The sequence below is a fragment of the Echinicola shivajiensis genome (assembly GCF_018642165.1).
Lineage (GTDB): Bacteria > Bacteroidota > Bacteroidia > Cytophagales > Cyclobacteriaceae > Echinicola > Echinicola shivajiensis.
The window spans coordinates 521,136-544,733 of the sequence record NZ_JAHHZM010000002.1 but is presented as its reverse complement, the minus strand read 5'-3'; the positions used below and the strand labels follow the sequence as shown (position 1 = coordinate 544,733).

At 38.6% G+C, this 23,598-nt stretch carries 17 protein-coding genes; 14 read left to right on the top strand and 3 right to left on the bottom strand.

Going from position 1 to position 23,598, the window contains the following annotated elements:
- Window positions 1–70: 70 nt before the first annotated feature.
- The 3 genes from KMW37_RS06770 (at window position 71) to KMW37_RS06760 (ending at window position 4,624) form a co-directional block, all read left to right on the top strand.
- Window positions 71–2,533, top strand: coding sequence for a TonB-dependent receptor domain-containing protein (locus tag KMW37_RS06770; protein WP_215223842.1), 2,463 nt, complete (start codon window positions 71–73; stop codon window positions 2,531–2,533).
- A gap of 302 nt (window positions 2,534–2,835) precedes the next feature.
- Window positions 2,836–3,846, top strand: a complete 1,011-nt coding sequence (locus tag KMW37_RS06765; protein WP_215223841.1) for a DUF3500 domain-containing protein — start codon at window positions 2,836–2,838, stop codon at window positions 3,844–3,846.
- Window positions 3,847–3,970: 124 nt separating this feature from the next.
- Window positions 3,971–4,624 (top strand): cyclase family protein, encoded by a 654-nt coding sequence (locus KMW37_RS06760; protein ID WP_246581365.1) that lies wholly within the window; start codon window positions 3,971–3,973, stop codon window positions 4,622–4,624.
- A gap of 218 nt (window positions 4,625–4,842) precedes the next feature.
- Here KMW37_RS06760 and KMW37_RS06755 read toward each other — a convergent pair whose 3' ends face one another.
- Both KMW37_RS06755 and KMW37_RS06750 read right to left on the bottom strand, forming a co-directional pair.
- Window positions 4,843–6,171, bottom strand: a complete 1,329-nt coding sequence (locus KMW37_RS06755) for a Gfo/Idh/MocA family protein (RefSeq protein ID WP_215223840.1) — start codon at window positions 6,169–6,171, stop codon at window positions 4,843–4,845.
- 195 nt (window positions 6,172–6,366) lie between these two features.
- Entirely contained in the window at window positions 6,367–7,128 is a 762-nt protein-coding gene (locus KMW37_RS06750) for a 3-keto-disaccharide hydrolase (RefSeq protein ID WP_215223839.1), read from the bottom strand.
- A gap of 698 nt (window positions 7,129–7,826) precedes the next feature.
- On the opposite strand from KMW37_RS06750, the gene KMW37_RS06745 reads away from it, so the two are divergent.
- The gene (locus KMW37_RS06745) at window positions 7,827–8,435 is read left to right on the top strand and encodes a hypothetical protein (protein ID WP_215223838.1); all 609 of its coding nucleotides are present in this window, start codon (window positions 7,827–7,829) and stop codon (window positions 8,433–8,435) included.
- A 145-nt stretch (window positions 8,436–8,580) separates the two neighbouring features.
- On the opposite strand, the gene KMW37_RS06740 is transcribed toward KMW37_RS06745, so the two are convergent.
- Window positions 8,581–9,714, bottom strand: a complete 1,134-nt coding sequence (locus KMW37_RS06740) for an NAD(P)/FAD-dependent oxidoreductase (protein WP_215223837.1) — start codon at window positions 9,712–9,714, stop codon at window positions 8,581–8,583.
- Window positions 9,715–9,958: 244 nt separating this feature from the next.
- Between KMW37_RS06740 and KMW37_RS06735 the strand changes: the two genes are divergently transcribed.
- The 10 genes from KMW37_RS06735 (at window position 9,959) to KMW37_RS06690 (ending at window position 23,062) form a co-directional block, all read left to right on the top strand.
- The gene (locus KMW37_RS06735; protein WP_215223836.1) at window positions 9,959–11,143 is read left to right on the top strand and encodes an aspartate aminotransferase family protein; all 1,185 of its coding nucleotides are present in this window, start codon (window positions 9,959–9,961) and stop codon (window positions 11,141–11,143) included.
- Window positions 11,144–11,908: 765 nt separating this feature from the next.
- The gene (gene lodA / locus KMW37_RS06730) at window positions 11,909–14,041 is read left to right on the top strand and encodes a CTQ-dependent lysine 6-oxidase LodA (RefSeq protein WP_215223835.1); all 2,133 of its coding nucleotides are present in this window, start codon (window positions 11,909–11,911) and stop codon (window positions 14,039–14,041) included.
- Window positions 14,041–15,153, top strand: coding sequence for a lysine-epsilon-oxidase maturase LodB (lodB, locus tag KMW37_RS06725; protein WP_215223834.1), 1,113 nt, complete (start codon window positions 14,041–14,043; stop codon window positions 15,151–15,153). Before lodA ends, lodB begins: the two co-directional genes overlap by 1 nt.
- A gap of 216 nt (window positions 15,154–15,369) precedes the next feature.
- Entirely contained in the window at window positions 15,370–17,019 is a 1,650-nt protein-coding gene (locus tag KMW37_RS06720; RefSeq protein ID WP_215223833.1) for a hypothetical protein, read from the top strand.
- Between the two features lie 137 nt (window positions 17,020–17,156).
- Window positions 17,157–17,627, top strand: coding sequence for a hypothetical protein (locus KMW37_RS06715; protein ID WP_215223832.1), 471 nt, complete (start codon window positions 17,157–17,159; stop codon window positions 17,625–17,627).
- A gap of 79 nt (window positions 17,628–17,706) precedes the next feature.
- Window positions 17,707–18,915, top strand: coding sequence for an MFS transporter (locus KMW37_RS06710; RefSeq protein WP_215223896.1), 1,209 nt, complete (start codon window positions 17,707–17,709; stop codon window positions 18,913–18,915).
- 162 nt (window positions 18,916–19,077) lie between these two features.
- On the top strand, window positions 19,078–19,875 hold the full coding sequence (locus tag KMW37_RS06705; protein ID WP_215223831.1) for a metallophosphoesterase: 798 nt from the start codon (window positions 19,078–19,080) through the stop codon (window positions 19,873–19,875).
- Window positions 19,876–20,542: 667 nt separating this feature from the next.
- Window positions 20,543–21,124, top strand: coding sequence for a YdeI/OmpD-associated family protein (locus KMW37_RS06700; protein ID WP_215223830.1), 582 nt, complete (start codon window positions 20,543–20,545; stop codon window positions 21,122–21,124).
- Window positions 21,125–21,135: 11 nt separating this feature from the next.
- A complete protein-coding gene (locus KMW37_RS06695) occupies window positions 21,136–21,759 on the top strand; it encodes a YdeI/OmpD-associated family protein (protein WP_215223829.1) in 624 nt (207 codons plus the stop codon).
- Window positions 21,760–21,850: 91 nt separating this feature from the next.
- Window positions 21,851–23,062 carry a glycoside hydrolase family protein gene (locus KMW37_RS06690; RefSeq protein ID WP_215223828.1) on the top strand — a complete coding sequence of 404 codons (1,212 nt, stop codon included), beginning with the start codon at window positions 21,851–21,853 and terminating at the stop codon, window positions 23,060–23,062.
- Window positions 23,063–23,598: the final 536 nt, after the last annotated feature.

Below are 23,598 nucleotides of genomic sequence, written 5' to 3'. Positions count from 1 at the left end.
CATTTTTGGGAAATAATTACCGTCATCAAAATTCTGTAGAATGTAAATTTGCATGAAATAAAATGCAATCATGAACAAGTTCCTATTATCATTCTTTTTAGTGTTAATCTCTCAATTCACTTTTGCCCAAAGCGGCATACGTGGAATCTTGGTAGATGGTGAGGACCATAGTCCCCTAGAGTATGCCTCTGTGGCACTTTATGATGCTTCAGACAGCTCTTTGGTAGCTGGAACTGTAACCGGTGATGATGGAAGTTTCAGCATTGGTCCGCAGAAAAAAGGCAACTATTATCTCAGTGCCCAATTCATGGGCTATGAAACAAAGATTATTAGCAACATTAGCCTAGAAAAATCCAAATTAATAGACTTGAATACCATTCTTCTTTCTGCAAACCAGCAATTAATGGAGGAAATCGAAGTATCTGGAAAAAAATTCACCACCATGCATAAAATTGACCGACAGGTATTTGAAGCAGCTAATTTCCAAGCTAGCCAAGGAGGAACAGCTGTGGATGTTTTAAGGAATCTACCCTCAGTCAGCATCAATGCAAACGGTGATATTTCTGTCAGGGGAGCCACAGGCTTTGTGGTGATGATTAATGGTAAACCCGTGCAATCAGATCCTAATATGATTCTTAGTCAATTGCCAGCAAACAGTATTAAAAACATTGAATTGGTCACTGCTCCATCTGCTAAGTATGATCCAGAAGGCAAGGCTGGCTTGATCAATATCATTACCAGTAAAGGAGCTACTGATGGCACCTTTGTTCAGATAAACACCAAAATCGGTGCTCCTAGCATTGAAATTTATGATAATAAGGAAAACCCTAAGCGCTATGGGGCAGACTTTACCATTAATCACCGTAGAAATAAATGGGACCTTTCATTGGGTGCCAGTTATCTGAGAAATGATATTTCTGGAAGAAGAGAAGGGAATGTTTATACCATTCGTGAAGATACCACCACCTACTTCCCCTCAGATGGAGAAAGAAGCTTTGTAGAAAAAGCCTATTCTGGTCGGTTCACCGTGGGATACACTCCTAATAAAGCCAATAATTTCAGTCTTGGATTCTATGGAGGAAAAAGAAGCAAAGACCGAACAGCTGATATCATTTATTATGACAACCACCAAGTGGTAGATGGAGAGGAAATTTATAGCATGCAATACTATAATGAAAATCTCCGAATCAGGAGAAGTGATTTTGTATTAGGAAGCTTTGATTATAGCCATACCTTCAAAAATGATTCAAAATTAAGCAGTTCTTTCCTGTATGAATATACCATGCTTGGTGGACCAACTACAAATAGAAACCTTGGTTATCCTGACACTGACTTTGTTTACCAAGACGAGTATAACACCAATGATAATCCCTTACATGGTACGCGGTTACAGTTGGACTATCAAGCTGCTCCATGGAGCATAGGTACATTTGAGGCAGGTTACCAGTTTAGGAATTTGAACCATACAGGTGACTTTGTTTATGAGCGTAAAAACAATGAAACTGGTGAGTTTGAATTGGTACCAGAATTTTCCAGCAATGTGGACCTTAGCAGGCAAATCCATTCTGCCTATGGTCAATTGACTGGAGAAAAGGGGAAATGGAGCTATGCTGCTGGTTTGAGACTTGAGTTTATGGACAGGGAACTAGACCTAAAAGACAAAGCAGGTACAGTGGACACAACCTATTATTATGATTTTATCAAGCCTTATCCATCTGCTAGCCTGCAGTACGCTGTCAATGATGAGCTTAGGTTAAAAGCTGCCTATAGCAAAAGAGTGGAAAGAACCACCACCTTTAAGATGAACCCATTCCCGGAAAGAGAGCATTCTGAAACCCTCGAACAGGGTGACCCTACCCTTTTACCTGAATTTATTGACTTAGGTGAAATAGGTGTGGTAAAGGATTTTAGCAGTAATTCCTTCTTTGCCACCGCCTATTACCGTAACGTCCAAAACTTGGTCAACAGGGTAAATACTGTTTATAATGACACCATCCTCAACAGGATTTATTCCAATGTAGGAAGAGGGCGCTCTATTGGACTAGAAACTGGTCTGGAATTAAACCCAACTCCTTGGTGGCAGGTATTTGCAGGAGCTAACCTTTATAGCTATAATATCAAAGGTGAATTTGATAATAAACCTATAGACAGTTCAAGCTGGATATATTCCATCAATGCCAATACCAGTTTTGATATTTCTTCTACAATGAGCCTCCAATGGTCGGTCAATTATCTTTCCAAAAGAAATACTGCACAGGGTGAGGATTCGGGATTTCTTTCTCCAAATTTGACTGTGAAGAAATCCTTTCTGGATGACAGGCTAAGTACTACTTTACAATGGTTAAATATGGACATGGGTTTATTGAAAACCAATGAGCAAAGGATTAGCACTTGGGTACCAGGAGAATTTTATACCACCACCAACTACGTATATGAAGTCGATATGATTATGATCAACATAAGTTATACGCTCAACAGAAACAAAAATAAATCTAGGTTTATCAAAAGCGAATTTGGAGAAAAGGAATTTTAATAATTCAATACAATACAAACAAGTCGAGACCTATAATCTCGGCTTTTAGTTTTTTTAATAAATTGGGTTTCCCGCTTCAAACTTCGATCTTCCGAGCCCTCATTTCCTCTCTACTTTTTATTCAAATATCAATACTATCTTTTCCTTACATATAAAATCCTTTGAACCATTTTCGAAGTTTAGCTATATTAACTAATGTACTTATTACACTGCAAAAAGAACTAAAACAATAAACCACTATTGAGAAATTCTTGAAAATAAATTTTTCTTTTGAAATTTCTCATTTAACCCAATAATACAATATGACTAAAATTTCACTACTTTTCTTTATCTGCTTGGGTTCTCTCCTATCTTTATTTCACCCGAGCAATAAGGATCTTGCCCAACGGTTTCTTAGCTCCTTAAATGCTGAGCAAAAGGAAAAAACCATACATGCTTTTGACCATGACTCAAAATCCAATTGGCACTATTTCCCGGCTACCATGTTTGAAAGAGCAGGTATATCTTTGGCAGAGCTTGACCAAAATCAAAAAGACGCCCTATTTAATTTGCTAAAAAATTCACTATCAGAATCAGGCTATGACAAGACTCTCAAAATAATAGATCTGGAAAATGTATTGGCGGAACTTTCTGGCAATACCACCATGCGGGATCCAGAAAAATACTATGCTGCGTTTTATGGTGACCCGGCAAAGGATAAAATTTGGTCCTGGTCCTTTGAAGGACATCACCTTTCCCTCAACTTCACCATTGATGATAAAGAGGTATCTATTGCCCCGCGATTTATGGGAGCCAATCCGGCTAAGATCCTCAGTGGCCCAAGAAAAGGTGAAAGGGCCTTAGCCCAAGAAGAAGACCTTGGCTTTGAATTGGTCAATTCCTTGACTGTAGAGCAAAAACAAAAGGTGCTATTGAATCAAGAGGCTTTTCCTGATATTATCACTAAAAATGATAAGGAAGTTGATCCATTGGAACCTGTAGGGATTAAATATAAAGACCTACAAATTAGTCAACGATCAAAACTATTGGATTTAATCGAGGCTTACCTATCCAATATGCCAGAGAAATTGGCAAAACAAAGGATGGAGAATCTGAAAAAGGAAGAATTAGATGAAATTACCTTTGGGTGGGCAGGAGCTACTGAACCGGGAATAGGACATTATTATAGAGTTCAAGGCAAAACCTTTTTGATAGAGTTTGACAATACCCAAAACAAGGCCAACCATATCCACTCAGTTTGGAGGGACTTTGATGGAGACTTTGGCAGGGACCTCATCAAAGAACATTATCATAATTCCAATCACCATCATTAATTACGAAAGGGCCAGATTAAATTGATCTGGCCTTTCTTTTACTAAATTTCTCCATTTTTGTAATTATCAATTTAAACTTCTAGGTTTGGTTCCTTAACTATACTTTTCAATATTTCGAATCACCATGAGTAAAATAATAGACCTATCAAAACCTATACAATTCAATAAACAGGACCCTTGGTTTATGCGGGTTAAGATCAAACATAAACCTCATCATAAAGCCAAATGGTTGATCAGGCTCCTTGGTTTGCCTTTCAGGCTTTTCCCAAAAGGCTTTATTGGCTGGGCAGATGATACCATTGATAAGATGGGCGTTCATGCCACTACCCATATTGATGCTCCTTGGCATTATTCTCCCACCCTAAATGGAAAAAGGGCCAAAACCATTGACGAAATCCCTTTAGAATGGTGCTATGGAGAGGGCTTGGTGGTTGATATGAAGCATAAGGAAGATTTTGACCCCATTACAATTAAGGATATCCAAGGGTTTCTGAAAGATCAAAACCTCCACTTGGAAAAAGGTATGATTGTCTTGATCAAAACTGGTAGGGACAAACTTAATGGCACTAAGGACTTTCATAAGAAAGGTACCGGAATGAGTAAAGAGGCCACTGAATGGTTAATTGACCAAGGTATCAAAGTAATGGGCATAGATTCTTGGGGCTGGGATCTTCCTCTACCCTATATGATCCAAAAGGCCAAAGAAAGCAATAATCCAGATCTATTTTGGGAGGCCCATTTGGTTGGCCAAGAAAAAGAATATTGCCATATGGAGTAACTGGTCAATCTTGACGCCCTTCCCTATTCAGGCTTTAAGGTCGCTGCCTTTCCCTTAAAAATTGTTGGCGCTTCAGCAGGCCCTTCGAGGGTGGTGGCGATATTGGATGAGTAGTAAAAAAAGAAATAAATAATAAAGTGAGAATAAAAATCTAGGCGTAGCATATGCTACGCCTAGATTTAGTTACACCTAGCTTCACTTATATAAGCAAATTCTCCTTAGACCTTTGGTAACTCCCATCCATTATGATAATGGGCGGACACCAGCTTATTGGCCTCTGGATCTGTAAACAAGCCTTTCTCTGCATCCCAATAAACCTTCTGCCCCGTCTTGTATGCAATGTTACCCATATGAGCATTAATAGCTGCTACACTACCTGTTTTGATACCGCAGTGAAGCATAGATTCATCATTGGCTTTAATGGAATCTATGAAATTCTGGGTGTGCTTGTCCAGTGCATTGCCTTCTGGTTTTACCCTGGCCATTCCCTCGATCACAGGCTTGCCACCTTTCTTTTCAGAAATAATTTCCCATCCTCCACGGTTAACCACCAACGTGGCATTATTACCAATGAAAGCAATACCTTCAGTATAGCCATAGTTTCCACCATCAATTCCAGTAGCATGCTCCCAAAGCATATTGAATCCATCAAATTCATATACTGTCTGAAGGGTGTCAGGAGTTTCTGAAGCGTCATCAGGATAGGCAAATTTACCTCCTGAAGCCATGATGGATTTAGGCGCACTCACTCCCATGGCAAACAGGGCAATATCAATTTCATGTACTCCCCAATCAGTCATCAAACCACCAGCATAATCCCAGAACCACCTGAAATTAAAATGGAAACGGTTTTCATTGAAGGGACGCTTTGGAGCAGGACCTAACCACATATCATAATCTACCCCTGCTGGAGCAGCTGTATCTGGCTTTACTGGGACTGGCTTCATCCATCCCTGATAGGCCCAGGCTTTTACCAAACGGATATTTCCTAATTGTCCTGACTGCACAAACTTGATAGCATCATCATACTGATTGCCGCTTCGCTGCCACTGTCCTACCTGAACCAACTTCCCATATCTTTCTTGGGCCTTAACCATGATATTGCACTCCTCAATAGAGTTGGCCAATGGCTTTTCAGTATAGGCATGCTTTCCTGCTGCAAGGCTATCCGTTAGCACTAGACAATGCCAATGATCCGGTGTTCCATTGATCACCACATCCACATCCTTATTTTCCAAGAGCTTGCGGTAATCCTTATATAGTTGTGGCTTTTTTCCTCTAAGCTTGACCACATCTTCTGCCCTTTGGTCCAATACCCTCTGGTCTACATCCGCAATGGCCACACAATTGACCTGTGGCATTTTCAAAAAGGAATTCATATTAGACCAGCCCATTCCTTTGGCACCAATCAAACCAACGTTAATTTGATCATTGGCTCCAACAGTACGGGTAAACTGCCCAAATTCCTTAGCACTCAAAATTTTGGGCATAGCCATTCCAGCAGATGCCAAAAGCGTATTTTGTATAAATCTTCTTCTTGACGACATAATGTTTTTCTTAAAAATAATGGATAATAAAATACCAGCAGAAACAAATAATTATCACCTTTTCAATCGAATGATTGGGAAGAAATAAAAGGCCTTCCACTGATAAGAACTTAAATAATATACCCCTTAATATTAAAAATAAAGCCCTTGTCTGAAATTCAAACTAAAGGGCTTTATATATATCATAAGGCTGCATTACAGTTTTCTAACCCAGATATTTCTGAAATTAACTGGATTTCCATGATCCTGAAGTTTAATTGGTAATTCAGCTTCATGCGGCTCATATTTATGAACACCTATATAAGCAGTTGTTCCTTTTACCTCATAATGGTTTTGTACCAAAATACCATTATGGATCACTGTAACATAAGCTGGGGAAATCAACATCCCGTCTTTATTGAATCTTGGAGCGGTAAAGAAGACATCATAAGTATTCCATTCTTTTGGAGAACGTGTAGCATTTACCAAAGGAATACCTTCCTTATACAAAGAAGCCGCTTGACCATTTGAATAAGTTCTGTTATCATAAGAATCAAGAATCTGGACTTCATATCTGTCCATAAAGAAAAGGCCACTATTTCCTCTTCCTTGCCCATCACCTTTCACCACATCAGGAGCCTTCCACTCTATATGCACCTGCACGTCTCCAAATGATTCCTTGGTAACAATTTCACCAGTACCTGGCTTCACCGTAAAAATACCATCATGTACAGTCCACAGAGCTTCTCCGCCTGTTTTCAAACTCTTCCAAGCATCTAGGTTACTGCCATCAAATAACACAATCGCATCAGATGGAGCCAAATGATTTTCAGCACCTGGAGTCACAATTCTAGGTTCCGGCTCCCAAACTTCAGTTGCCTCAGGTGGCAAACTGATTTTTTTCATTTCCTGGGCCATTGCTGGAACAGCCAAAAATCCACCTGCTATAACAGGTAATAATACTTTTTTAAAATTCATTTTATTTCTGATTTATCTTCATGACTAATTTGCAATTTATACGAATTACAATAATATAAAAAGGTAAAATTGCCTATATGCACATCAAAATCTTATAAATGGTTGATTTGACGTTTTATATGATTTAAAGAGAGAGCCATCATTAAGTGATATCATGTTTAAAGGAATCTTAAGAAGATCGTATTTTTATCAAATTCAGACTCTACAATTCCAATTCATTTAAATAATTATATTTATACGTAATGTCGCACGTAACCAAATCTTATAAGATTTGGTGTTTTCTGTTCTTTTCCATTGATGAAAAGAACAGAAAATCTAGGCCACGGAGCCTTCTTCAAATTGAGTGATTTCATTTTCGACTACGATCAGTTTGTCTCAATATGATTTTGTGCCATTTGCTGTAGGCTAAAAATGAGTGGATCTCACTTGTCCACTTCGCGAGCTAACTCATTTTCTTAACGCTTCCATCAACTGTCCCAAAACCGAATGCTCCAATGGCCATTGGAAGGATTTCAGTTTAGTATATTGTTTCATTTGTTCAACGTGCAAAATTCCGTATAGTCAGATAAATAATTTAGGTCATCCTAATGAAACAATCGCTCACACTTTAAATAAAAAAGTTTGTGTTTATTTAATCCTAAAATATTTTCTTTGCTACCTGAAACACTTAAAATCTTCCTTAACTTTTTTCAGAAAACATGAAAACCAATCTTATTACGCTTCTTCTCATCTTTTGTACGGTTACAACGCTTATAGCCCAAGAAAAGGAAAAACGTGGTTTTATATCTATTAGCTTAGGACCGAGTGTTAATTTGGGAAATAACCAAAGTCATTATTTAACTATACATGGACCATCTGGACAAATTATCGGAAAAAGTGATGACAACAATTCAATTCCCGCTGGAAATATAGGACTAAACCTTAATTTGATCGAGGCTGGATATGTATTCAAGTTCGGACTTGGATTTACCGGTAAATGGCAAGGAGGCGCTTATATCAAAAATCAAGGTGACACAGAAATAACTGGCTCTTTTGGGGCCATACTGCTTGGCCCCATGTACATGTTGCATATTAATGACCAACTGGATTTGGATATTAAAGCCCGTGTTGGACGAATGTACTATTCTGAAGAAGCAAGTAGTTCCGCTTCAGAATCCTATTATCTAGGTGGAGATTTCGGAGCTGCCTTAAGGTTTCATATTGCAAAAAAATGGTCTTTACTCACCGGCATTGATTATCAAACCGGCTTAAACATATCCAATATTAACAGGATCAATACCTCTTTTGGAGTTGCCTTCAGGTATTGATGGATTAAAATCAAGAAAGAAGTCTCTATCATCTTTCGTAATGCAAAATATTACAAAGTGACACATATAAAATGTCGATAAAACCAAAAACCATCTGCTCCTCACTGGAACAGATGGTTTTTCTTTTTGAAAATGTTCAATTTTATTAAACCAATTGCTTCACCTTATCTTTTAAACTCTGCAAAAGATCTTTGGGATAGCTTCTATTGCCCAAAAAGACATCGGTCATGGAATTGATAAACCTATCTCCAAATTTCTTCATCAGAAAGTTTCTGATCATCCTCTGGCTATAAAACCATTTGGAAACAGTCAAGCCTGTCTGGATTTCTGGCAACATGGATTCGCCCAACTTAGCCTCATAAATTTCCCCCGCCTTTAATGGGTCAAGTTCCGCCTCAACAATTGCTTCAACCACCAATTCACCACTCAACAGGGCATTAGATATCCCTTCTGCGGTAATCGGATCAGCAAACCCAGCCGCATCTCCGATCAAAAACACTTTGTTTCTATAAAAACCATCGGTACGCGGTGAAATAGGAATTTGGAAACCATGGGCCTCTTCTTTGATCACTTCCGTGATTTCGAGTTTTTCCAAATACTTTTTATAATAATCCTTGAGATTAATACGGGTCTTTTTGGTAGATGCCACTCCTAATGAGAGATGGTTTTCCTTAGGAAAGCTCCATGCATAACCCTGAGGAATCGTATCAACATCAAACCTGATTTCAGTAGACAACCTCTCAAAATCTTCAGGCTTCACCTCCACCTCATACTCCAATGCAGGTATCAAATTACGGGTCTCTTTCCATCCGGCCATTTTCGCGGTCGGGCTCAATGCTCCATCACCTGCAATCACCATCTTGGCGTTTATATCACCCTGATCTGTATTCAAAACCAAATGCTCTCCAAAAACAATCCCGCTTAGTTTATGGCCTTCTTTGACCACCACGCCAAGATCCTGGCATTTTTTTATAATAAAATGATCAAATTTATCCCTCATCACCATGCTCACTACAGGCTCTTCCCTGTAAGCACTTAGCTTGATATCCTCATTTTCAAAGTACAAGCTGATCTGGTTATACTCCCTTTCAACCACCTCAGAAATATCAAAAGGCAATCTTCTTCTACCTCTGAAAACAAAACCACCACCACAGGTTTTGTACCTTGGTAATGTCTCCTTTTCTATCAAAACTGTGGATATCCCTTTTTTGGCAAGGTTATAGGCCGCAGATGCTCCAGCAGGTCCGCTACCGATAACGGCTACATCAAATAATTCCATTATAAAGTAATCAGTGAGTTGGTTCTATAAGACCGTAAAATAAATGAAAAATAGTAGATAAAGCCCTATGAATACCAGATTTTATGACTTGCCGAATCAGGGCAGTAATGATTACCTGTAAATATTTTTAAGCATTTTTCTGAGAAGGTTCAATCGAGGATTAGTCTGGCGCATATTATAGATTCCAACAAAACCTTGTAATTTTGAATGATCAAAATAAAAATTCCGATCAGGAAACCTTATCATGAACAACAGACAACTCTTTCTCTCCCACCTTGCCCAAACTACTGACTTTCCATTATTAATTGAAGTAGAAAAAGCAGAAGGAATCTATTTATATGGTCCCAAAGGAGAAAAGTATATTGATTTGATTTCCGGTATTGGGGTAAGTAATGTTGGTCACCGTCATCCCAGAGTATTGGCTGCTATCCAAGAACAATTGGATAAATACCTGCATCTGATGGTTTACGGGGAATATGTGCAATCTCCACAAACATTATTGGCCAAGGCCCTCTCTGATACCTTACCTGAGAATCTTAACAATGTTTACTTGGTCAATAGCGGTAGTGAAGCCGTTGAAGGAGCATTGAAACTGGCCAAAAGATACACTGGCAGAAGAGAGATTATCAGCTGTGTAAATGCTTACCATGGTTCTTCTCATGGGGCATTATCTGTGGGGGGAAATGAAATTTTCAAAAGGGCTTACCGACCGTTATTGCCAGGTATGAGCCATGTACATTTTGGACAAATAGAAGATCTGAAAAAAATCACAGAGGACACTGCTGCCATTATAGTTGAAACTGTTCAGGGAGAAGCCGGTATTCGCGTAGGATCCAAAGCCTATTTTCAAGCCTTAAGACATCGTTGCAATGAAACCGGAACGCTCTTGATTTTGGATGAAATTCAGGCAGGTTTCGGAAGAACAGGGAAATTCTGGGCTTTTGAGCATTATGATATCCAGCCAGACATAGTCGTTTGTGCCAAAGGTATGGGCGGAGGAATGCCAATTGGGGCATTTATCTCTTCTCAAACCATTATGGCTGTATTCAAAAACAATCCACTTTTGGGACATATCACCACTTTTGGTGGTCATCCAGTTAGCTGTGCGGCCTCTCTGGCCACTATAGAGGTCTTACAAAATGAAAATCTAATCAACCAGGTTGAACACAAGGCTAATCTTTTCAAAAAGCTTTTAAAGCACAAAAAAATAAAGGCTATTAGGAACAAAGGTTTGATGATGGCTGTGGAATTTGAGGATTTTGATACCCTAAAGCCCATAATTGACCGCGCTATAGAATTAGGAATAATCACCGATTGGTTTCTTTTCTGTGATGACAGCATGAGGCTGGCTCCTCCCCTTACCATCACAGATGAAGAAATCCGCCAGGCCTGTGAGGTAATCCTTCAGTCCATAGAGGACAATGGCTGATAAAGAATGATCCATAGCAAAACTATGGATCATTCTTTATTCTTCCTTATAAAAATATTAAACAATTTAGCCAAGCGCTTTAATCTGTTTCTTTTCCAAATATCCCAATTACCTATTTAAATTGTTTAAGTCCCTTTCCTTTTTAAGAATTTTACACCAATCGGGGTATTTTTTATTTGCATTGAAATAAATAGGTTTACAAGATATTTCACGGCAGATCAAATATTGAAAGCAATAAAAAGTTATATTTATAATCATTAAAACAATAAAAAATTTGTTTCACCAACGAAAATAAAAACTGGAGTATATGTATATCCGCAATTGCACCAATAAATGTTAAAAGGGAACCGAAACGATCCTTTTGATGAAAGTATCAATTACTTCAGTCTTCGGACAACTTGAGCAAAGGATTTATGGTTACTGACATCATAGCGGATAATCAGATTAGAGTATTTCAAAAGTGATTCTAATAATCACAATTTATAAAAATCAATACAGCATTTTAGGCAGGAAAATAGCACCTCCTTTTTTTAAAAATTTTTGAGTAATTAGAAGGATTCACCAATAGGTTTGACATAAGACGAAAAGAGCATATTACCATCCCCTCTATTGATCTGAATCCATGGGCTTTGTATATCTAAATTAAGCTAACAGCAAGAAGAAACTTAATAGGTTTCATTTGTTGGATGCTAGCATTGTGTTTCAGCAACCAGTAAACTGCTGTATTTTATTAAAGAACATTTTTAACTTTTAAACTATATCAACATGGATTTTAAAATAAGCCCTTCAGTGGGTATCGCAAGACTAGGAAATAGCAAAGGGCAGTTTTGCCTTTCTCCTGATACCATCGGGGGACTCCCCTACGAAGCGGATGGCCAGGGAAACAAACTAGGCCCAATTAAAAATTTCAAGGATGAGTTCAGCCAAGTAAGGCGCCAAGGTCAGCTTTTTAGGATATTGCGCTCTGATGGCACAGAACTCACCGCTAACTCCCCCAATGTCTCCTCCATGGAATGGACGGTGCATTTAGCCAACAAAAAAGCCGCTTGGTACCAATACAGTGAATTGGAAGGAAATCTGCTTTATGGAGAAGCCAATAGTTATAAAAACAGAGGAGTAGCCCTAAGAAATGCTGGAAAAACCACAGAAGCTGATAGACAAACATTGATCATTGATCCAGGACCACGGACTGTCAGTGGCCCCAATCAAAATATTGGCTTTGATAAAAGCGCTGTGCCATCTGGTTATCCGGCCCAGTATCCACCAGAAAATGTCAGCTCCGGAATGCCCATTACTACTTTAGGGGATTTGAAAACAGATAACCAAGGCAGACTGGTCGTTTTGGGTGGCTTTGGAAATGCCGGTGGTAATGAACCATTGACCAGCTATGGTGGATCTGACACCTGGCATGATGATATATCTGATGGGCCAGTCTATTGCACCGTTACCTTCAATGACGGATCAGCACCACTTTCCTTACAAGCTTGGGTGATTGTCGGCTCCCCGGATTTTGCTCCGGAAATTGTAAACATTTCCACTTTAAGCGACTCCATGTTTGATGTCGCAGTAAGAAGTTTTGATCTAGTTCCTAGCATGTACCATAATGGGGCATTTGACCCTACTTATGTGGTCAATTATCAAAGAGACATCTTACCAATTATCCAACGATTGGGAGGGTATCAATGGGTTGCCAACGTACAGTCCATGATGGCTTTTACTTCCAATATCTTTGATTTCTCAGATCCAAGTGAGGCCAACAAGGCCAATAGAGAAAACTATTTTTCCTATTTCAGAAGGCCCAATGATAAGTCAAACCCATCCCCTAACCAACCACAATCCCAATTGTTCAAGGAAAACGGAACTGACTTTTTTCCTATGATGCCCTTGAACTCCGGTAGTAATTCAGTGAGCAATGAAACGATTGTTAAATTCTTGGCCCTTAATGACACCCAATACTTTATGCTCAATCAATGGGCGAAGGGTTCCTTCGAGAATAACCCCAACTATGAACCTTTCCCTGTCAGCGAATTGGATCAGGCCAGTGTAGGAAACTGTGTAGGTTTGCCTATGTGCCCTGGTATTGAAGTTACCTGGAGCGTGCAAAACAAAAACATTTATTCAGCGCCATTTGTGATTGCTGACCAAAAAGGCCCCGGAGGGTATAATCAAACAGGCCTTACACCATCAAGAGATGAGTGCGAAGGCGGGGGATGCCAACCTGGGGATTTGACCAAAAGAATGGCTTGTCCATGGCAAGCCGACTTCTTCCAATGTACAGTCCAGCCAGTTAATTTCACTAACCTTTCATTTAATAAAGATTCAAGAACAACTGTTCAGGAAGTAAGCACCAGCGACACTTGGACTGCATCTGGAACAAGCTATTCGGACCGTCAGAAACTGACCAGCAGTCCAGTCAATGAGCCATTGCCTCCTACCTATTATTCCTATTGGTGGCCACCACAAAGTCCATGGGATGTACTGACGGGGGAAATCACCCTGGAAGGCCAAATGCAATCTCACTTGCCTGCCGGCCAACAAATGAATTATGCCAGAGGTATCAATAGTTTTGTACAAATGGTAGAACATTGGTCAGCCATGGCCTTCATAAGGAATACCAATTCACAGGATAAGGGCTTTCCTTATTTCAGCGAAACTGAAAGGACCCACGAACTCTTTTCATTCAAAGAAGTAGGCATTGGTCAGATCAGTGGCAATGGGGGCGATAATGAAACTACCATCCCTGTTTTCTTCATTGAAGATGATGTCAAGCGAATAGAACAAAAAGGTGAAAAAGCCAAAAAACTGGTTTCCTTCCTTGAAGAAAGGGCATTTAAGAAGATTACTGTTAGTGGAGAAGGGCTCGGAGTGCCCAGATCAGGAACGAGAATCAGAAGATAATGTCTACAGCTCATCATTATACAGATTTACTTATTGTTGGTGGAGGCCCTAGCGGAGCCTCCACCGCTTTAAGTCTATTGAATTATTCAAAATTGAAGGTCACCATAGTCGAGCAATCTGACTTTAGCCGTACCAGAGTAGGTGAACATGTTTCTTCCAGTATATTTAACTTGCTAGACTACTTAAAAATAGAAAAAGCTGATTTTGATCCCGATAGTTTTATTCCCGTCTATGCCACCAAAGCTTATTGGGGCAGTAACAAAGCCAACAGTACTCATTCCATTTTCACTACAGAGGAATCCACCTACCAACTGGATAGAGAAAAATTTGATTTGAAGCTTATTGAGGTCGCCGCAGAAAGAGGTGCCTCAATATTCCCAAGGTCAAAATGCATCAAATTCTGGCAACAGGAAGATTTGACTTGGCAAGTATTGGTGAGCCATCCTGAACAGGGTAAATTCACTATTTCCGCCAAATATTTGGTGGATGCCTCTGGAAGAACTGGAAATGTCTGCCGGCAAGTGGGTGCTCCTTCCCAAAAATATGATTCATTGATGGGTGTTGGTTTATTCTTTAAACGTGATAAGGAAAGCTTACAATTTGAACAGACAATGGAAGCCGCAGAAAATGGCTGGTGGTATGCTGCTTGCCTTCCAGATAATAAGATGGTATTGACCTTCTTTACCGATGCTGATATAATCTCTAAACATGAAATCCATAGCCTTGAATCATGGAAAGAAATCTTGCAAAAAACCCATCATATAAAACAGCTTATACAAGGAGCTACGGCCCTAACTGAAAACCCCTGGGTTCGCAATGCACAAACTCAGATCAGCAATAGCACTCAAATAAAACGTTTTATAGCTATAGGAGACGCAGCGGTATCTTTTGATCCTATTTCCTCTATGGGAATTGGCTTTGCGATAAGCTCGGCCTGTCATGCTGCTACACATATTAGGAAGGAATTAGCCAATGAGATTCCTACAAATGAAATCTTTCAAGAAGATATTCTCCGTAATTTCAGTCAGTACCTTCAATTGCGGAAACAATTTTACCAACAAGAAAAAAGATGGGCTGCCTCCCTTTTTTGGAAACGTCGAAGAGAAGTCTAATTAGCAAAACATATTAGTGGCTTGATTAAGCTTAATCGCAATAATAGGAATGATCAATTCGAAAGGGCACCAATTACCACCATTTATCATATAATTCATTTAATTTTTTGGCAAAAGAATAAAAATCACCAGTTTGTGATCCATTTTCAGTATAAACCAATTTTCCTAGGATTTAATTGAATCTTTCTGTAATTGTTCCAATTAAATAAACCCATAATGAAATATATCCTTATTTTGTTCTGTCTAATGAGCAATGTTATGCTTGTCCAAGGGCAAGATCAAGCTCTAAAAGACCAAGTTTTGATTAGCTCATTGAAGAAAAAGACAAAAGTGAGCACTAATGAAAAGGGAGAATTACAGGTAAATGTTTCCCTAAAGGATTTCCAGAAATTCAAAGCCCAAGGATGGTTAAGCTATGGGAATTTTGGAGCCAAGGGCAATGGAAAAACCGATGATATGGATGCTATTGCAGCTGCCCATGCTTTTGCCAACCTGCATGGCCTGAAGGTAAAAACGGATAATGAGGCTACCTACTATATTGGAGGAAAGGAGCGTACAGCCATCATTCAGACAGATACCGATTTCGGTACGGCGACCTTTATCATTGACGATACCGAAGTGCAAAACCGGAATGCCTCCATTTTCATGGTCAGTTCCAGTCTTCAAGCCTACCAACTTGAAGGAATCACTTCACTAAAAAGAAATCAGGAGAAGATAGATCTTAGCCTTACCCAGCCATCTCTGATTACAGTTACTAATTCCAATGTCAAGCATTATATCCGCTATGGGCTAAACCAAAACAATGGACATGCGCAGACGGATATTTTTGTAGTTGATGAAAAGGGAAATGTAGATATGGATGCTCCCATCATCTGGGACTTTGAGCATATCACGGATATCAGGGTGTTGCCTATGGACCAAAAGCCCCTAACTATCACTGGAGGTCGCTTTACCACCATTGCCAATCAAGCAGAATCGAAGTACACCTATTACAGTCGTAATATTGCAATCCGAAGGTCCAATGTTCTTGTGGAGGGACTGGAACACCACATTCAGGGCGAAGGAGACCATGGTGCTCCTTATGGCGGTTTCATCAATATCCGGGATTGCGCCAATGTAAAAGTTAAAAACACCCTCCTGACTGGCCACAAAACCTACCAAACCATAGGCAATGCAGGCAAGCCCGTTTCCATGGGCACCTATGACATCAGCGTCAACCGGGCCCTTAATATTAGCTTTGAGAATTGCCGACAGACCAATGATATCAATGACCGCACCTTTTGGGGAATTATGGGCTCTAACTACAGTAAAAACCTACTTTATGACAACTGTACCTTCTCCCGCTTTGATGCGCATATGGGAGTGGCCAATGCCACCATCCGCAACTCCACCCTGGGACACATGGGAATCAATGCCATTGGTAGTGGTACCCTTTTGGTCGAAAACACTACTGTACGTGGAAGGAGCCTGATCAACCTGCGCTCTGACTATGGCAGTACCTGGCAAGGGGAATTCATTATCAGGGATTGTACTTTTGTTCCTTCTGATGGCAAACCGAGTAGTGCCAACCTGATCAATGGCTCTTATTCAGGGCAACATGATTTCGGTTACACCTGTTATATGCCAGAAAAAATCATCATAGAAGATCTCCGAATTGAGGACACAAATCATACAGATGAATACCAAGGACCTGCCATTTTCTCCAATATCAATCCCAAAATGACCGATGAAAGCTATCAGGAGAAATATCCCTATATCATCACCAAAAAAGTCATGCTTAAAAATGTAAGCACTTCCAGTGGCAAGGAATTAAGGCTGAGTGATAATCCCTTTATGTTTAATAAGGTGAATGTAATTTCGAAATAATTTCCATTTCAGGGTGTAAAAACCTTTACGATTGAATATTACTTTGAATCAAATTGATTTTAATGCTAAGATTAAGCCCAAGTGAATCGCCCTATTATAAAGCCAACAAAAATTACTGTGATCAATTAATCTCAGTATTGAATAAAAATAATATCCCATATTCAGGAAATGTTTCCAGTTATGGCTATGATGTTTATTTTGAGGTTAAACATCAGGTCAGAACCTATAAATTTAACTTTCATAAACATCAAACTTCACCATCTTCAAAAGGGCTTTTAATTAGAAATGCGAGAAATTATTCCTTTACCAATTTTAAGGTGAATTCAGGAATGGATGATATTATTAAAGTGAACCGTATCTTTCCTTTTGAATCCCTATTAAGAGGGGCAATAAAATATAAAATGGACAAACAATTTCATTTTCTCACATCAAGAGACATCAACCAAAAATCGATTGATAAATTATTAGCATTTTGCAAATTTACCGATCTGGTATTTTTAAAATCATCTCCATTAAAAACTCATGGATCAATAAGAAATACAGCGCTAGATCCATTGGAAATCATTTATGTAATAGAGAAATATTTAATTCAAAAGCCCTTAATTTAAGTATTTCACAAGAAAGCAATATCTAAAAGTATTGTGAGTGCTTGACACTAGTCAAGCACTCAGGGTAAAGGAAAAAGGAATGGACCATATACAATTAGGTTTAAAGGAGAATTGGAAGCAATTTACATTATTGGTGATCATCAATGCCTTTGTAGGAGGCATGATTGGACTTGAGCGATCCATCCTACCCCAACTTGCCGAGCAGGAATTCAGCATTTCTACCAATACCGCCCTCTTTTCCTTTATCATTGCCTTTGGGCTTACCAAGGCCATCTGTAATTATTTTACAGGAAGATGGGCCAACCTTATAGGCCGAAAAAACTTATTGGTCATCGGCTGGTTATTTGCCCTCCCTGTTCCCTTTATATTAATCTATGCGCAAAATTGGAACTGGATCATCTTTGCCAATCTCCTTCTTGGCATCAATCAAGGTCTAGCTTGGAGTATGGCAGTAGTAATGAAAATTGATTTGGTTGGTAGCAAAAAAAGAGGGCTTGCGGTGGGAATTAATGAATTTTCAGGTTATGCTGCAGTAGGTTTGGTTGCCTTTTTAACTGGACTGATTGCCAATAGCTATGGTGTAAGACCCTATCCCTTTTATTTGGGAATTGCATTTTCCATCTTGGGTCTTCTTTTATCTTTGTTTTTCATCAAAGATACCAGGCACCATGTTTCCAATGAGGGCACCAAAAGCAATATTCCGTTTCTCAAAAAAGTATTTCTCAACACCTCTTTTACCCACAAATCCTTAAGTGGCATCACACAAGCTGGCTTGGTGAACAACCTAAACGACGGTATGATATGGGGATTATTGCCGCTGATATTGCTGAATAAAACTTTCAATCCTACGGATATTGGCATTCTTACCGCTGTTTATCCTACTGTTTGGGGCTTAAGCCAATTGTTTACAGGCAGGCTATCAGATATATATTCCAAGAAAATGTTGCTATTTTACGGCATGCTTTTACAGGCTGTAGCCATCATTACCTTGATATGGGCAGACAGTTTCCTACATTTTGCCAGCATTGGTCTGGTTTTAGGTTTGGGCACAGCTTTGGTCTATCCAACCTTTATCAATGCCATTTCAGATTATACTCACCCCAGTCAAAGGGCTGAAAGCTTAGGGACTTTTCGGTTTTGGCGGGATCTTGGTTACGCAGGTGGAGCTTTGGTTACAGGTGTGATAGCGGACAGTCTAGGTATTGATACTTCCATTCTTTTCATAGGATTATTAACCGGACTTTCTGCATTGGTAATTCTGCAAAGAGTGCAAGATGTCAGTAAATGACACAAGCAAAAATCAATTCCATTTAAAAGAACTTTAATCACACTGGTTTTATTAAGTTAAGGAGACATTGGAATTTCCCTAAATGGCCAATAGTTTTTACAAGTATTAAATGGATTAGAATGCTTTATTTATCTTTAGGATCCAAATACTTTCGATCATAATATGAATTCATTTTTAAGTAAGATATTTCTTTTAGTCATTTTATTAATCAATCTGTCCTGCACTAAACAAAAGCAAGAATTCTCATTTGTCCAACTATGTGATACCCAATTGGGCATGGGTGGATATGAGCATGATATAGCAACCTTCAAACAGGCTGTTGAACAAATCAATCATCTCAATGTTGATTTTGCGGTAATTTGCGGAGACTTAGTCAACGATGCAACAGACAGTACTTATGCTGATTTTCTTGGCATCATGAAGGGATTTGAAATCCCTTGTTATGTAGCTCCCGGAAATCATGATGTTGGCAATAATCCTTCGGACACCAGTCTGACTTACTATAGGAAATTTATTGGCGAAGATTATTTTGATTTTAGCCACAAGGGTTTTTCCTTTTTGGTAACCAATACTCAATTGTGGAAAGTCTATGTGGAGCAGGAATCTGAGAAACATGAGCAATGGTTCAATGAAAGCCTCAAAAAAAATAAGGAGGAAAATCTTCCTAAAATAGTAATAGGTCATTATCCCATATTTACTGAATCCCCAGAAGAGGAAGATCATTACTATAATTTACCATTAGGAAAGCGTAATGAAATATTGGCAGCCTTTAAAAAGAATAATGTTAAAGCATACCTTTCAGGACATACCCACAAATTGATCATTAATAATTATGAGAATATTCAAATGGTCAGTGGAGAAACCACTAGCAAGAATTTTGACGAACGTCCCATGGGATTTAGATTATGGAAAGTTTCAACTGACACCTTAAAACATCAATTTATTCCTTTAAAACAATAAAGGTTCCAAGTTTTAAGGAAGCAAAGTAATATTCTAAAGAGAAAACAAAAGGCACCACCATTACCCAATGGTAAACTGGCTAATTTTGTAATATTGGACAAAACCCACTTGAAATTTTTCCATTGGAAATAAATTCCATTACCGTAGTTGAAGCTACTATAGAAGGTGTCCCTGTTTACCCGCAAGCATAACTATATTAAAAAACCTGTATATCCGCTATTCCACCACTAAGTATTACTCTCCAAAATGACTCATATTTCACAGAAATAATTAATTAAACCTGTCTTCCGCCAGGTAGATCTGTGGAATCTGTGAGAAATAAAGCTACTTGCGTGAAAACGGATCATATTAAAAGTAGGGCCATTAAATAAAGCTGTTGTTTTATCACTGTTTGAATTATTTTTTACTGCTTTTTCCATGAGTAGACAAGACCAGAATTTCCAGAAACTGAAAAAAATCAAAAGCAAAATAAGGTTTTAAATGTATTCTCCATTTTAGAGGTATCTGTAGAGCAGATAGGAAATAGTGCTCGGATAGCCATACTTATTGGAGGCTTCCATTCATTTTCTAAGAGGCTTGTCCTGCTCAAAAAATAAAAGATCTGCCCATTAATTATAATTTCTTTACATTTATTGTTAATGAAGTAAACGATAAACTTATCACTACCATGAACCCTAAAGTTAATTTCTTTTTTGATAATGATACAAGATGGAAAGATGAATTCAATCAGTTAAGAAGGATAGTCTTGGACTGTGGATTAACTGAGGAGCTCAAATGGGGCAAACCCTGCTATACCTATAAAAATAAAAACATCCTACTTATCCACGGATTCAAAGAATACTGTGCACTCCTGTTCCATAAAGGTGCACTATTAAAGAATGAAGAAAACCTCCTCATTCGGCAAACAGATAATGTTCAAGCTGCCAGACAACTTCGTTTTACCTCAAGCGAAGAAATCATCAAACTGGCCCCCTCCATCAAAGCTTATATTTATGAAGCTATTGAAGTGGAAAAAGCTGGAATAAATGTTGAATTGAAAAAGACTGACGAATACGAAGTTCCCGAGGAATTACAAAAGAAACTAGAAGAAAGCCCTGATTTCAGAGCTGCTTTTCAGGCCTTGACGCCGGGAAGACAAAGGGGCTACCTACTATATTTCTCCCAAGCTAAACAGGCTAAAACCAGAATTGCAAGGATTGAGAAATATATGCCCAAAATTTTAGAGGGCAAAGGATATAATGATCGTTAAAATAGTAAATCGTGAATAATAAAATTGACAATTATTTAAGTGAGGGTTGCGGAAGATGTGCTTTGGGAGGAACTCCGGATTGTAAGGTCCATAAGTGGACCAAGGAATTGTTACAGCTTAGAAGAATAGTTTTAGATTGTGAATTAACAGAAGAATTGAAGTGGTCGGTTCCATGTTATACATATAGAAAAAAAAATATATTGATTATCAGCGCCTTCAAGGATTATGCAGCCCTAAATTTTTTTAAGGGAGCATTATTGCAAGACCGAGCCCAATTACTGGAAAAACCGGGAGAAAACTCACAAGCTGGAAGGCTGATAAAATTTACAGACATAAATAAAATATTGGACAATGAGCCGAGGTTAAAAGCTTATATATTTGAGGCCATAGAGGTGGAAAATGAAGGATTGGAAGTACCCAAGAAAACAACCGCTGAATATCATGTACCAGAAGAGCTACAAGAGATGCTGGAAACCAATACTGATTTCAAAGCTGCCTTTCGGGCCCTCACCCCTGGAAGACAAAAAGGTTACTTATTGCATTTCTCCCAAGCCAAGCAATCAAAAACCAGATTGGCCAGAATTGAAAAATGCATGTCCAAAATCTTTGAAGGAAAGGGATTCAATGACCGATAAAAACACAGGACATAACAAGTCTCATATTTTTTCTATTTTAGCTGTTTGTAAATCACACCAAAATCTAAATTCTAAGCCCTGTTTCATAAAAATGAAAAAATTTATTCTGGCCTTAGGCCTAGCTTGCACATTCCTTTCCTGCAATAAAAAAGCCACTCATGAGCTTCAAGTAAGCCCTTCCCCTATTGATGCAAAAATCGAAGGCAATATATTAAAAGGTCCCTCAGTATTAAATGATCCCAACCGCTTTGTTTGGGGCGGAAGTGTGGTTAAGGGCGATGATGAAAAATACCATATGCTTTATGCCACTTGGGAAAGTGGGGACAGCATCCCTCCCTTTTCCCAGTCTTGGGTCTTACACTCAAAAATCGCTTATGCTGTTTCTGATTACCCTGACCGTAACTTCAAGTTCAAAGGAATTGTTCTTACTGGCAGGTCCTTGGATGGCGATTCCACTGCTTGGGATGCGCAGATGGTCCACAATCCACATATTCAAAAGTTCAATGGAAAGTATTATTTATATTATATAGGTTCAAAGGATCCTGGTATTCAACCTAAAGGCTCCAAAGGCGAAAATGTAGATTGGAGAAATAGGGTTCAACAAAACCAATGTATTGGAGTGATTGAGTTTGATAGCTTTGAAGACCTTTTAAGGGGTGATTTCAAAAGACCTAAAGAGCCAATTTTAACGCCAAGAACAAGAGTAAAACCCGACAATATTGTTAACCCTTCACCTGAGGGCACATCACCTAAACCTGACAATATAATTGTAGTGAATCCATCGGTTGTACAAAGACCTTCAGATGGAAAATACCTCTTATTTTTCAAAGGCAATTTTTATAACCCTGGCTGGAGAGGGGTTCATGGTGTAGCCATAGGAGATTCTCCCACAGGTCCTTTTAAGGCTATCGACAGCTTTGTGTTTGATATTTATAATGAAGATGGCACGCTTGCAAGTGGAGAAGATCCTTACGTTTGGTATCATAAAGAGCATGAAAAATTCTATGTAGTATTGAAAGACTTTACTGGAAAAATCACTTCTGGAAAGCCCGGCTTAGCACTTCTGGAGTCCCTGGATGGAGTTAAGTGGACCAAACCAAAGAATTCTTTCTTTATGAAGAAAGAAGTAATTTTGAATAATGGAGACACCCTACATATGGACAGACTTGAGCGGCCACAACTATTGATTGATGAAAATGGAAATCCAAAGGTTCTTTATAGTGCTGGAGCCATTACCAATGTAAACACTAGAACCGATGGAAGCTCTTTTAATGTACATATTCCATTGGAGGTATACGAATAAAGAACAACGGCATCAAATATGAGAACTATCCTTATTCTTTGACGTTATTTATATGAGGTTATATATGGGGCTAATTATAAAATTAGCCCCATTTAAAGGGGACTTTTTTTGGAAAACAAGCCAATTATTACTTAGTCAATATATAATAAGATCAGGTATGTCTCGAAATAATAAACTCAATTTTATTTCCTTGTTGTTGGCTACAATAGCCATAATCATGATAAGCATAAGTTTTATGGCCAAAATCCCAGCTCCAGGATTAACGGGAACTGGCTTTTTTCTAATTATCTGGGCCATACAGGAGTTGAAAAAGTAAGCCTCTCTCATTCCGGTCCTCTAAATTAAATCATAGCCATATTGCTTAATACTGTTTTGATTTTCAAAGATCAAATTCCTCAGCAAAAAGTCGTAATTTAGAGAAAGAGAATTTTCTAAAAATAAATATTCATTTTAAGGGAATTTATTTATCAAAAACTAAACTTTTAAAGTAGTATTATCGTTTTCCTACAAAACCTATAGAGAATTAAATTTTAAAC